Origin of the sequence: Allomuricauda sp. XS_ASV26 (assembly GCF_041224615.1) — a bacterium.
Taxonomy (GTDB): domain Bacteria; phylum Bacteroidota; class Bacteroidia; order Flavobacteriales; family Flavobacteriaceae; genus Flagellimonas; species Flagellimonas alginolytica.
The window spans coordinates 48,464-61,081 of the sequence record NZ_JBGFGK010000028.1 but is presented as its reverse complement, the minus strand read 5'-3'; the positions used below and the strand labels follow the sequence as shown (position 1 = coordinate 61,081).

Sequence of the window (12,618 nt, the reverse complement as noted above, 5' to 3'; positions counted from 1 at the left end):
TAAAGTCATGAATCAGTATATCAACATTTTATTGGCTTTTGTAGGCGGAGTGTTTCTGGCCATGCAAGGTGGATTAAATGCACAATTGGGCGTTCAATTAAAAAATCCGTTGTTGGCTTCGCTCACGGCATTTTTTTTTAGTACACTCTTTGCACTGGTCGTAGTGGTGATTAGTATCAAAAACATTCCTAACGCCTCTCAACTATGGAGTATTCCAAAACATTTATGGTTCACTGGAGCTCTTTTTAGCGTGATAGGGATAGGACTCTACTACTACACAATCCCGAAGCTGGGCATATCCACTATGATCTCCGTTGGTTTGTTCGGTCAACTTATTTTTTCAGCAATCGCCGGGCATTTTGGCTGGTTTGGACTGCCCCAAGAACCGATGGCCATAAAAAAAATGGTTGGATTGATAACAATGGTGATCGGCATTTTATTAATCAATAAAGTTTAAAACATTCAATTAAAAATCCAAGACAATGAATCTAGTAGAAAACCTAAAATGGCGTTATGCCACCAAAAAATTTGATGCTTCAAAAATGGTAAGCAAGGACGAGCTACAAAAACTGAAAGAGGCTTTGCAACTTTCCGCTTCATCCTACGGGCTTCAGCTGTATAAAGTTCTAATTGTCTCCAACAAGGAACTTAAAGAAAAATTAAAGCCTGCCGCATGGGGTCAAGATCAGCTTACCGACGCCTCCCACATTTTTGTTTTTTGTAATTATACCGAAAGAAAAAACGAGCATATTGATGATTACATTAGAGCTACCTCTAAAATTCAGGACACCCCGATCGAGAAACTTGAGGGGTACAGTAATCTGATCAAGCAGAGTACATCGAGTAAATCGGATGTGGAATGGCAAAGCTGGTCTCAAAAGCAAACCTATTTGGCTCTTTCCAATCTATTGGCCGCCTGTGCGGAACTAAAAATTGATTCCTGTCCTATTGAGGGGTTTGAACCTGAAAAGTTCAATGCCATTCTGGGTCTTGAGGAGCAAGGTTTAAATGCAGCGGTAATTGCAACGGTCGGATATCGTTCTTCCGAAGACCACACCCAGTTCAGAAAAAAGGTAAGAAAACCCATGGAAATTCTTTTTGAGGAAGTTTAAGCAATTTGCAACCTGCACAACACTCAAAAGATAATCTAAGTAACCTCGACCGGAGTTTACTCGTCCAACCTTTGCATCAAAAAAAACAAAAACATCATGAGATTGTTATTTATTCTAACTTTAATATTAATAGCTAACGGATGTGGGACCAACAAGGTTATCGCTCCCACCAATTCTGAAATTTTTGCTGAAAACCACCCCGTTTTTGCAACGCAATTTCAAAACAAGGTAAAGGACATTTATCTTGAAAAAGAAATGTATGGGGATTTCATCTTCGCCGTGGTCGACGAAAACGGCTTGGCATATTCATTTGCATTGAATCGGGAAATTTTAAATGGCAAAGAGGGCTCTCTGGGTAACGATACTCCTATTTATATTGCATCCAGCACCAAATCGTTTACGGGTACTTTGCTACAAATTTTGGAGGAGAAAAATGTTCTCTCCTTGGAAAAGTCGTTGCACGACCACCTCCCGGATTTAAATTTCAAAGATAGTGTCGATACAAAGAACATTACCCTTACCCATCTTTTAAACCATACCCATGGGACCTTTAGTACGCCGATGACATGGAAAACCGCCTTTTTGGGATACAAGGATGGGAATAAAGAGCTGATACATGATCTAAACACTGATTTTCTATTTGATCCCTCAGGCAAGTATCGGTATTCCAACGTAGGACCCATCCTAGCTGGCATGGTTGCAGAAAAAGTGACCGGAAAAACATGGAAAACCCTTATGGGGAACCACATCTTTTCTCCTTTAAAAATGGAAAACACAAGTGCCAATGTCAGTGATTTTGACTTCGAAAACATTCGTCCTTCATTAACCGTTACCAAAGAAAAGGGAATTGTTGAAAAAGGTTTCTATAAATCAGATATCACGATGCATGCCTCTGGAGGGATTGTTTCCACCATCAATGATCTATCCAAATGGTTGGCCGCGAATATCAATCAGGATAGTGTGCTATTACATAAAGGTTCGTGGGGTGAACTGCATACCTCAACCGCAACCCAGGACAAAAAGTACTTTACCTACCAGCGGTCTGGTTATAGTTTGGGCTGGGATATTGCGGCATATGGGAATGATAGGATTTTGACCCGATTTGGAGGACTGGCCGGGATCAGCTTTCACATCTCTTTTATGCCCGATAAAAAGGTCGGGGTGATTGCTTTTTCGAACGATAACAGAGCTTACCTATTACCTCATTTGATGGCAAATTATGCCTACAACCTAATCAATGAACAGCCTGCTGACAGTATTTTAAAAATTGAAAAAACCTCTTTCGATAATAGTTTTAAGAGGGAAAATAACTTGGAATATCCTGATGACTCGCAAATGCTTTCAGCCAATTCAACCAATGATAGCATCATAGGAACGTATCACAATGAGCAAAACTGGCCCACCATTGAAATTTACAGAGAAGAGGACCACTACATTTTTAAATGGGGAGTATTAAAGGGTAAAATATTCCGAAACGATGAGGGTGGATACAGTAGCAATCTAGGGGTATTATCAAGAACTTTTCAGGTCAGTAAAGACTCCCTATCCACCGGATCTTTAATTTACAAAAAATGAAATAGTCCTGTAAAATCACCTCTTGAAAGTTATCTTTAAGGAACAAGAATATTATACAAAAGAATATTTTATTATTGTTTTACAATAATTTTTTATATGTTTGCAGAAACATTTATCATCTAACCAATGAAAAAAACAAGAGTACTATCTACAATATTGTACGCCATTACCAGAAGTCTCGCTTGGATATATTTGGTAATTGCATTGTACGGGGGCTTTGCTTGGCTAACAAAAACGAATATTCGCACAGAGGATACACGGGCCATAATCAATTATCCCTTTAGCGATGTTTCTTTTTTAATATTGGACAACAACTGGTCGTATTTTTTATTCGCCTTTTTACTGCCTGTTTCGTCTTACACCTTATTTTTTTGGTTGCTCTCCAATGTATTTAAAGTATTCTACCGGGAAAAACTTTTTACCCAACCCAATGTTGCACATTTAAAGCGGTTTTATGCAGCTAATTTGATTTTCCCCATAGTGCTCGTTGCCTTTTCGTCGTTCTTTATTGAGATCGATAAAGGAATATTCATTATTGTAGCGTTACATCTTGTTTTAGGGGTCTTTATATTTATTATTTCAGAAATTTTCAATCAAGGACTGTCATTACAAAACGAACAAGATCTATATATCTAAGTTATGCCGATTATTATAAATATTGATGTGATGCTCGCCAAACGAAAGATAAAGAGCAAGGACCTCGCCGAAGAGATTGGAATAACCCCGGCCAATTTATCCATACTTAAAAATGGAAAAGCTAAAGGTGTACGCTTTGAAACCCTAGAGGCCATTTGCAAGGCTTTGGACTGTAAACCAGGAGATATTATTGACTATGTAGCATAGTTCTTCCAACATATTTTAATCATGAATACATTAAAAATCGATAATGTATCCCTTGTGTACAGCAATGGGTACAGGGCACTTACTGCCTTAAATCTAGAAATACAGAACGGAATATTTGGACTTTTGGGGCCCAATGGTGCTGGAAAATCTTCCCTGATGAAAACCATTGTTGGACTGCAAAAACCAACGGAAGGAAACATCAGCTTCAATGGTGCCGACGTCGTTCAAAACCCGCTGGATATCCAAAAGCATTTGGGTTTTTTGCCTCAATATTTTGGTGTGTACCCAAAGGTATCCGCCTATCATTTATTGGAACACTTGGCCAAGCTGAAAGGGGTTAACCATTCGCAACAACGCCATGACCAAATACTATGGTTATTGGATAAAGTTAATTTGATGGATTACAAAGATAAGGAAGTACATACCTTCTCCGGGGGCATGAAACAGCGTTTTGGAGTGGCACAAGCGTTATTGGGAAATCCTAAAATCTTAATTGTGGATGAGCCAACCGCAGGTTTAGACCCTGAAGAACGAAATAGATTCAATTCCCTGCTCAGCGATATTGGCGAAGATATCATCATCATTCTATCTACCCATTTGGTGGAGGATGTTAGAAACCTCTGTTCGCAAATGGCAATAATCAAAAAGGGCGAAATAGTATCCCAAGACGCCCCAAAAAACTATTTGAAACAATTGGAAGGCCAATTGTGGCGTAAACCTACAACTAAGGAAGAGCTGTCGGCAATGGAAACCAACTACCATGTCATAAACAAGCAGTTGGTGGAAAGAACAATGCACATCACTGTTCTTGAAACGGACTGCCCACCTGGTTTTACTCCTATCGAACCTAGTCTTGAACTCGCCTATTTTGCCCACCTAAACAAAGTTGCATCGTGAAAACTGTTCTTCTAAACGACTTGCAAACCCTTGCTAGGCAGAAAACCACCTATATAGCCATTGCCTTTTTCTTGGGTATCGGTATCTTAACCGGTTATAAGTTCAATATCTCGGTGGGAGATGAACTTGCGGTCAACGCATCCTATTCTGTTGGATTCATGATCGGTCTTTTGAGTTTGGCAATCATTTTAATTGCCACCGTTTTGGCTTTTCCTCTTTTGTTCAAAGAACAGGATGCCAACTACGAACTAATAGTTTTCTCAACGCCAATAGCGAAAAACAGATTTGCCTTTGCTCGATTTTTATCGTTTAACCTACTCACATTATTCGGTTTTTTTTGTCTTATATCAGGTTATGTATTAGGCATTCATTTGGCCAAAGATGTGCTATTGAATCCTGGTTTCCAATTTTGGCATTTTGCATATCCCTTTTTAATATTTGGAGTCGTCAACACGTTGGTTATCTGCAGTGTGTTATTTTATGTGGCGCAATCGTACAAGAATAAACTAATGGTGGCCATTGTTGGGGTGCTGCTCTACGTGTTGTACATGATTACACTCTTATTCTCCAATGCACCGTTTATGGCACAGGCCATGCCACAATCCCTGTTTGTTCAACGCATTTCTGCCATAGTGGATATTTTTGGCTTGTCGGGCTATTTTTTTGAAGCCAAGGATTTGAGCCTTGAGCAAAGAAATTACCAGGTTGTACCCTTGTCAAATCTTTTACTCATTAACAGAATGGCTAGTATTGTCTTAGCCTTTGGTATGTTACTTCTGGGGATTCGGTCGTTTTCATTTCTTCCAAAATTCAAGAAAAAAAGTAGAAAAAAGTTGATAATTACGGGTGTAAAACCTTCCATAAATCCATTTGCCACCGCGGTTACGGAATTCAATAAAAAATCTAAGTGGAAAGCGATATTATCGTTTATAAAGGTGGATACCATCTATATCTTTAAAAGCATACCTTTTATAGCCACTGTCCTACTCTTGGTTTTTTATGTTGGCGTGGAAATGTATGATGATATCAATAAAGGAATTCGAATACCTCAAATGTATGCAAGTTCTGGTCTTTTAGTACAAACCATCAACAGTACGTTTTACCCTTTGGGCACATTGTTTACCGTTTATTTTGTAAATGATCTTTTCTGGCGGAGTAACTCAAGTAGGTTTTCCGTTTTAGAGCAAACAACCTTTTATGCGACGCAAAAATTAGTGGGACATATCGGTAGCATTGCGGTATTACTGACCACCCTAACACTTATCATCATTGTAGAGGCACTAGCCTTTCAAGTTTTTTTTAAACATCTAATTTTTGATGCTCGGGCCTACTTTGGAGCTGTTTTATTCAACACACTCCCTTTAGTACTACTTGGCCTTTTCATGATTTTGATCAATCTGTTGAGCAAAAATAAATCAATAGCTCTTGGTGTTTCCATTTTGTGTTTTTTGGTATTGGCAACACCCATCTCCAAAAGTATATTTACTAGTTCATTGCTTCGGTTTTTTTCCGGTTATAGAGGTTCTTATAGTGAATTTATTGGGTTTGGCGACTATGTAAACCCCTACTCATTGCGCTTGGTCTTTGGTTTTTCTATTTTGATGCTACTATTCATGGGGTATTATTTTAAAAGAAATAACAAGGATAGAAAAGTGCTTATGGTCGGGGTGGTTCTATCCTTGATGATTGCGCTTGTCTGCAGTTCTATTTACCTGAGGAACTATCATCCTAAAAAAGAAAAAGAGGAAGTTATCAATGCCCAGCTGATGTATGAAAAACAGTTTAGGAAGTACCAAAACATGGCACAACCCACGATAAAAAAGGTACAGACCAAAGTACATTTATACCCTGATGAGCAATCTTATACCATCGAAGGACAATATACTTTGGTCAATAAACACGACCAGCCTATTGATTCAGTTTTAATAAGTGTCCCTGAGGAAATGAAAATCAGGTCCATGGTTTTTCAATACGGTCAAGAAAATTTTGAGCTCAACGATACAAATTCAGAACTGGTCCTTCCCCACCCCATACAACCCAACGATTCCGTCCAGTTACAATTTAAATTGGACTATCAATGGTTTGCTGTGAACGGTCACGATTCCTTTAATGCCATCATCGAAAATGGTTCGTTCATGAGGATCAGCAGGTATTATCCCCAATTTGGATATGACTCCGATAGGGAAATAAAAGATTCCATTTCGCGTGCCAAGTATGGCCTTTCGCTTGGCACAAGCTTTACAAAATTGGAAGCTCCTAAAAAATACTTGAACGATGCCATAGATTTGAACATACAAATTTCCACCACTGGCGATCAAGTAGCTGTGGGGACCGGAGAGTTAAAAAAGCAATGGCAGCAAGGGGAAAGAAATTACTTTGCGTATGCCGCTCAATCCATCCCGTTTCGTTTTGCAATTTCCTCGGCAGACTATCAAGTTAAGAGTGTAAAGCACCATAATATCGACATTAGGGTTTACCATCATCCAGAGCATAGCGCGAATGTGGAACATTTAATAGAAAATACGAAGCTAACACTAGATTACTGTGAAAAATATTTTGGGCCATATCCTTTTAAAACGGTTAACTATGCAGAAGTATCTTCTTTTACGCAAGGATTTGCGGGTACTGCTTACCCCGGGTCTATATTCCTAACCGAACATATGACCTTCAATGCGAACCTGACCGCAGGAAAACAACAAGATGTTATCAATGAACTCGCCGGACATGAGGTTTCCCACTTTTGGTGGGGCACCCATCAAATACAGCCCGATTTTAGGGAAGGATATTCCATGCTTACCGAAAGCTTGGCCATGTATACGGAAATGATGATCTACAAACAGATGTACGGTCGGGATAAAATGTGGGAGCGATTAGCGATTCACCAACAGATCTACGATGCCGAAAAAGGTTTTAACCAAAGAAAGTCTATACTAAAAGTTGCCCCGGGCGAAACATATTTGGCCTACTCAAAAGGTGCCCTTGTATTTGTGGAGCTGAGTGAACTGATTGGTGAATCGGTATTGAATAAAGCTTTGAAAAACTTTTTGAGCAACAATAGATACCCTAATAATAAGCCTATATCCACGGATTTGTTAAGTGTTATTCTGGAGGTAGCAGACCCAATTTATCACTCCAAAATTAAATCGTTGTTTCAATAAAGATTGCCTTTGTCAGGTTTTCGCCTAAAATCATACTAAGGATATAGGATAATAAAAAGTGTCCTTTAATCCAATTAGTATGAAAAAACAGCAGGGGGAATTCACCTCCGACATTGCATTTACTTCAACCGTAAAAAAACTTCAGGAAAAAAACGGTTCAAGAAAAAGTTATGCTCAAATGGAGACCGGCAGGGGTTGGCTAAAGGAACTGACCCCGCCTATAATCGATTTTGTAAAAAAGCGGGATTCCTTTTATATGGGAACCTCTAACCCTGAGGGACAGCCCTACATCCAACATCGAGGTGGGGCGCCAGGTTTTTTAAAAATATTGGACCCAACAACCATCGCTTTTGCCGATTTTTCAGGAAACCGTCAATACATCAGTGTGGGCAATCTGGCCGATAACCCTAAAGCATTTCTTTTTTTAATGGACTACCCGAACAAAACAAGGGTAAAAATTTGGGGAGAGGCCCATGTGGAAATGGAGGATGCCACCCTAATGGAATCCTTGACCATGGAAGATTACCCGGCCAAGGTAGAACGTGCCATTATATTTAAAATCAAAGCAGTGGATGTTAACTGCCCGCAACACATCGTACAGCGATACACCTCCGATGAAGTGGATAAAATTGTACAGCCACTAAAACAACGAATAAAAGAATTGGAAAATAAATTAAATACATTAAAATGAAAAGAATAGCGATAAACGGAATGGGGCGAATAGGTCGCGCCTCGCTCAAAGTAATTCTCGAATCGAAAGAACTGACCCTAGTGGCCATAAACGATATTTTACCTATTGAAAACTTGGCCTATCTTCTAAAGTATGACAGTACCTACGGGCCCTACAAACACAATGTATCGGTTTCAGGAAATACCTTGGAGGTGGATGACAATAAGATCACCTACTTTAACCAAAAAAATCCTGAAGACCTTCCGTGGAAAGATCTTAACATTGACGTAGTTATCGAAAGTACGGGTATTTTTACCCAAAGTGAAGATGCATCAAAGCATATTACGGCCGGCGCAAAAACAGTTGTGATTTCTGCCCCCACCAAAAGTCAAGATGTACCAACGGTGGTCCATGGGGTAAGCTCAGCTTTGGGAGACACTTCCATTTTTTCTTGTGCCAGTTGTACCACGAACAACATTAGCCCCATTGTTGAAATCCTGAGTCGTAGGGTGGGAATACACAAAGCGATCATGACCACAGTGCATGCCTACACCGCAAGCCAAAGTTTAATGGACAGTGCCTCCCCTAAAAATTATCGTATGGGACGGGCGGCCGCCGATAACTTGGTTCCGACCAGTACTGGTGCTGCCATCGCCACAACCAAAGCTTTACCGGAATTTACGGATAAGTTTGATGGCGTTGCCATACGTGTCCCGGCAAAAGTAGGCTCCATATCGGATATGACCTTTGTTACCAAACGCCCTGTAACACCAGAGGAGATTAATGAAATTTTGGAAAGCGAAGCGTCCACTGAGCGATACCAAGAAGTACTGTCTACAACGAGAGAGCCCTTGGTTTCTTCGGATATTATTGGCAGCCCATACGCCTCAATCGCAGACTTGAACATGACCAGGGTGGTAGATGGTGATTTACTCAAGGTAATGGCTTGGTACGATAACGAATGGGGGTTTACGCATCAAATGGTTCGTCTGATCAAACAACTCTAAGTTAAAATCAATTGGAAATCCCTCAAGTTTTTCAACATAGCGAAAACGGAGGCAATCCAATTATAACTCACTGACTTGTTCTTAATCCTGAAAAATGGCATAGAGTGGGGTATGCCACCGATTCCAAAAATAGAATAGCAACTACGTAAAAATCATATTAATCAAAATACAAAAAATGAAAGTTTTTGAAACATTTGAATTGTCCGGAACAAAATTGAAAAACCGGATCGTAATGGCCCCAATGACGAGGAGCAGGGCCATCGATAACATTCCAAACGATTTAATGAAGGAATACTATTCCAAAAGGGCCGGTGCCGGACTTATATTATCCGAAGCTACCTCCGTATCCCCAAATGGAACTGGATATCCCAGAATACCTGGAGCTTATACCGAAGAACAAATAAACGGTTGGAAAAATATCGCCCGCGGTATACATGAAAACGAAGGAAGAATGTTTGTCCAGCTTTTCCATACCGGACGCGTTTCTGCATCCTTAAACCTTCCTAACGGTGGTGAGACCATTGCCCCATCGGTTGTACCGCTCACCGAAATGGAAATGTACACCGATCAGGAAGGAATGCAGCCACACGATATACCCCGGGAAATGACTTTTGAGGATATCGTACAGGTACAAAACGAATACGTTACTGCCTCTAAGAAACTTATCGAGGCAGGAATTGACGGCATTGAAATCCATAGTGCCAACGGTTACCTTTTGGAACAGTTCCTTGATCCAAAAACCAATCAAAGAAACGATGAATATGGCGGCAACTACAAAAACAGGGGCCGATTTGTTTTGGAAACCGTTCAAAAAGTTGTGCAAGCCATCGGCCCGGACAAAGTTGGAATTCGTTTTTCACCCTATGGTGTCGTAAATGGTATGTCGGGTGAATATGACGATCTCGTAAGTCTGTACACGTACTTGGCTCAAGAATTATCGAAACAGAACATTGCTTACATACATATTGCCGATCAACGTTCAGCCATGGCAGCTCCAGAATTTGCGACCCAAATATGGAAGACCATAGGCGACAATTTTAATGGTACCATGATCGGTGGCGGCGACGTAGATTCTGCAACTAAAGCGGAAAACCTTCTCGAAGATGGTTACGACCTTGTTTATATTGGACGTCCTTTTATTGCCAATCCCAACTTGATAGATAAATTAAAGCACAACGAAGAGTTGACACCTTTAAATCCAGATTTACTGTATTCCCCCGGTCCTGAAGGTTATATTGATTGGGAATTTTAACTGGAAATAGGGGATTTCTGGAATCCCCAAAAGCATCGAGGGATATAAATATCGAACTCCAATAGACCATTAATTATTAATTGATTTAAGGACGACCTGTGGAAACCAAGTTTGGTTTCCACAGGTCGTCTATCACTAAAAACACCAAATATCATGGCATTAGCACAATCCAACATGATGGAATTAGGGACCAAAGCTCCCGATTTCACTCTCTTTGACACCGTATCAAAAAAGCAACTATCACTATCCCAACTAAAGTCAAATACAGCTACAGTAGTTGTTTTTATATGCAACCATTGTCCTTTTGTTCACCATATCAACCATAAATTTGTGGAAGTAGCCAATGAGTATCAGGCCAAGGGTATCCAGTTTATTGCCATTAGTAGCAACGATGTGGAGTACTTTCCTGAAGATGGACCAGAGATGATGACCCATGTTGCGCAGAGCTTGAATTATTCGTTCCCCTATCTGTATGACGAAACCCAAACAGTTGCCAAGGCCTATCAGGCGGAATGCACTCCAGATTTCTTTGTATTTGATGATAACCTGAAACTGGCCTACAGAGGTCGGTTTGATGAATCGAGGCCAAATATGGGAACTGCATCCGGAAGAGATCTAACCAATGCTTTGGATGCTATGTTGAACAACAAAGACATTACCAAGGTACAATATCCAAGCATAGGCTGCAGTATTAAATGGAAGTAGACGGAATCATTAGAAATAGATATGGTCAGAGTTGACGGGTTAATGTTTTAATGTGTTTACCCCGAATAGACGTTGTATTTCCCTATTTTATTTTCACTTTGTCCATACTACTGAATGTCCTCTTAAACCATTACGGGTTCTAAATAAACTATTGGATTTTTTTGGCCTGTAATGAAATCTGAGTAATAATAAAAACCGCCTGCCGACCTATAAATAAGAAGTATGGGTAGTCGGCAAGACGGTCTTCAAAGTAAACCAAACTAAAATGAAGAGATTTATGGAGCGAATGTTGTAAATTTTTTCATGGTCTGCCAATTCTTATTGGCTTGTGCAATGTGCTTGGCTTTACCTTCTTTTTCCCAGACTTGTACAAAATCGCCTTCCAAGTTTACCGTAAACATGTATAGTTTTCCATTAACCACACGGAAACTTTTGGGATTAGGACGGTACTTGCCCCCCAGTGAAACGGCAAAGGCGCACCAACCACCATATTGAGGCTTGTATTTTTTGGGATTGTTCTGGAACTTCTTCAATTGTTTATGATCGGTAAAATAATAGGTAAGTCCATCGTAACTGGCCTTGTAGGCTTTTTTTCCCATCTCTGCTTTCCCTTTATCCATATAGGATACAGCACTATAACCGTCCAGGGCGATCATACTATCGTCCGTACTGTAACTATGAGATTGGGCATGCGTCAAAACCAGTCCAAAAAGCAAAAAGAAACTAATTCCCAGGATGGTTTTCCGAATTTTGATTGAATTCATTGTTTTCATGTGTACTATTTAAGATTAATTGTTACTTCTAACTAGCAGCCTTAATAGAGCTGAATTATTTTTGATTCAGAACTTTAGAGAAGACTATTTTTTCGGTATTTGATACTGCTGATGATTATAAATACCTTTCGTGCTCATCAATTGGCATATCGTTGATACTGGCAAAACGTTTTTGCATTAAACCATGCTCGTTAAACTCCCAGTTCTCGTTGCCGTATGCCCTATACCATTGTCCCGACTTATTGCGGTATTCGTATTCGAACCGTACGGCAATTCTATTATCGGTATGGGCCCAGTATTCTTTTCTTAGCTTATAATCGAGTTCGTTTTCCCATTTGCTCGATAAAAACTGTTGTATTTCCTCCCGTCCGTTTACAAAACTGGAACGATTACGCCATTCACTATCCACGGTATAGGCCAGTGATATTTGTATAGGGTCCTTACTGTTCCACGCATTCTCGGCAAGTTGTATTTTTTGTTTTGCGGATTCCTCGGTAAAAGGTGGCACCGGCGTTTTTATTTCTGTCATTTTATTATGATTTGTGTCTTTTTTGTTTATTGTACCTAATCCTTTGGTACGCTCCCATACAAGCTATCCCGATACGGCAAAGTGCCAATTGAATATG

Annotated in this window: 13 protein-coding genes; 11 read left to right on the top strand and 2 right to left on the bottom strand. The window is 40.0% G+C overall.

All coding sequences use genetic code 11. The features are described 5' to 3' along the window. Positions 1–7: 7 nt before the first annotated feature. The 11 genes from AB9K32_RS03365 to AB9K32_RS03315 all read left to right on the top strand — a co-directional run bounded on the left by AB9K32_RS03365 (position 8) and on the right by AB9K32_RS03315 (position 11,219). A complete protein-coding gene (locus AB9K32_RS03365) occupies positions 8–457 on the top strand; it encodes a DMT family transporter (RefSeq protein WP_369884345.1) in 450 nt (149 codons plus the stop codon). A gap of 25 nt (positions 458–482) precedes the next feature. Next, the gene (locus AB9K32_RS03360; protein WP_369884344.1) at positions 483–1,112 is read left to right on the top strand and encodes an NAD(P)H-dependent oxidoreductase; all 630 of its coding nucleotides are present in this window, start codon (positions 483–485) and stop codon (positions 1,110–1,112) included. Between the two features lie 96 nt (positions 1,113–1,208). Next, positions 1,209–2,687, top strand: a complete 1,479-nt coding sequence (locus AB9K32_RS03355; RefSeq protein WP_369884343.1) for a serine hydrolase domain-containing protein — start codon at positions 1,209–1,211, stop codon at positions 2,685–2,687. Between the two features lie 126 nt (positions 2,688–2,813). Beyond that, positions 2,814–3,323: a DUF2975 domain-containing protein gene (locus tag AB9K32_RS03350; protein WP_293295627.1), complete on the top strand. Its 510-nt coding sequence runs from the start codon at positions 2,814–2,816 to the stop codon at positions 3,321–3,323. 3 nt (positions 3,324–3,326) lie between these two features. After that, positions 3,327–3,530, top strand: a complete 204-nt coding sequence (locus AB9K32_RS03345; RefSeq protein ID WP_014034008.1) for a helix-turn-helix transcriptional regulator — start codon at positions 3,327–3,329, stop codon at positions 3,528–3,530. Between the two features lie 21 nt (positions 3,531–3,551). Continuing rightward, positions 3,552–4,427, top strand: a complete 876-nt coding sequence (locus AB9K32_RS03340) for an ABC transporter ATP-binding protein (protein ID WP_369884342.1) — start codon at positions 3,552–3,554, stop codon at positions 4,425–4,427. Continuing rightward, complete coding sequence (locus AB9K32_RS03335) at positions 4,424–7,585, top strand: M1 family aminopeptidase (RefSeq protein ID WP_369884341.1); 3,162 nt, start codon at positions 4,424–4,426, stop codon at positions 7,583–7,585. The genes AB9K32_RS03340 and AB9K32_RS03335 overlap by 4 nt, the downstream gene beginning before the upstream one ends. A gap of 79 nt (positions 7,586–7,664) precedes the next feature. Then, positions 7,665–8,276, top strand: a complete 612-nt coding sequence (locus AB9K32_RS03330) for a pyridoxamine 5'-phosphate oxidase family protein (RefSeq protein ID WP_224837090.1) — start codon at positions 7,665–7,667, stop codon at positions 8,274–8,276. Beyond that, positions 8,273–9,262, top strand: a complete 990-nt coding sequence (gene gap, locus AB9K32_RS03325) for a type I glyceraldehyde-3-phosphate dehydrogenase (protein WP_369884340.1) — start codon at positions 8,273–8,275, stop codon at positions 9,260–9,262. Before AB9K32_RS03330 ends, gap begins: the two co-directional genes overlap by 4 nt. 175 nt (positions 9,263–9,437) lie before the next feature. Beyond that, complete coding sequence (locus tag AB9K32_RS03320) at positions 9,438–10,514, top strand: alkene reductase (RefSeq protein WP_369884339.1); 1,077 nt, start codon at positions 9,438–9,440, stop codon at positions 10,512–10,514. A 153-nt stretch (positions 10,515–10,667) separates the two neighbouring features. Continuing rightward, positions 10,668–11,219, top strand: coding sequence for a thioredoxin family protein (locus AB9K32_RS03315; protein ID WP_369884338.1), 552 nt, complete (start codon positions 10,668–10,670; stop codon positions 11,217–11,219). A gap of 275 nt (positions 11,220–11,494) precedes the next feature. Here the strand turns inward: AB9K32_RS03315 and AB9K32_RS03310 are convergent, their stop codons facing one another. Next, positions 11,495–11,983: a YHS domain-containing (seleno)protein gene (locus AB9K32_RS03310; protein ID WP_369884337.1), complete on the bottom strand. Its 489-nt coding sequence runs from the start codon at positions 11,981–11,983 to the stop codon at positions 11,495–11,497. A 124-nt stretch (positions 11,984–12,107) separates the two neighbouring features. Beyond that, a complete protein-coding gene (locus AB9K32_RS03305) occupies positions 12,108–12,521 on the bottom strand; it encodes a nuclear transport factor 2 family protein (RefSeq protein ID WP_224837085.1) in 414 nt (137 codons plus the stop codon). Positions 12,522–12,618 lie beyond the last annotated feature (97 nt).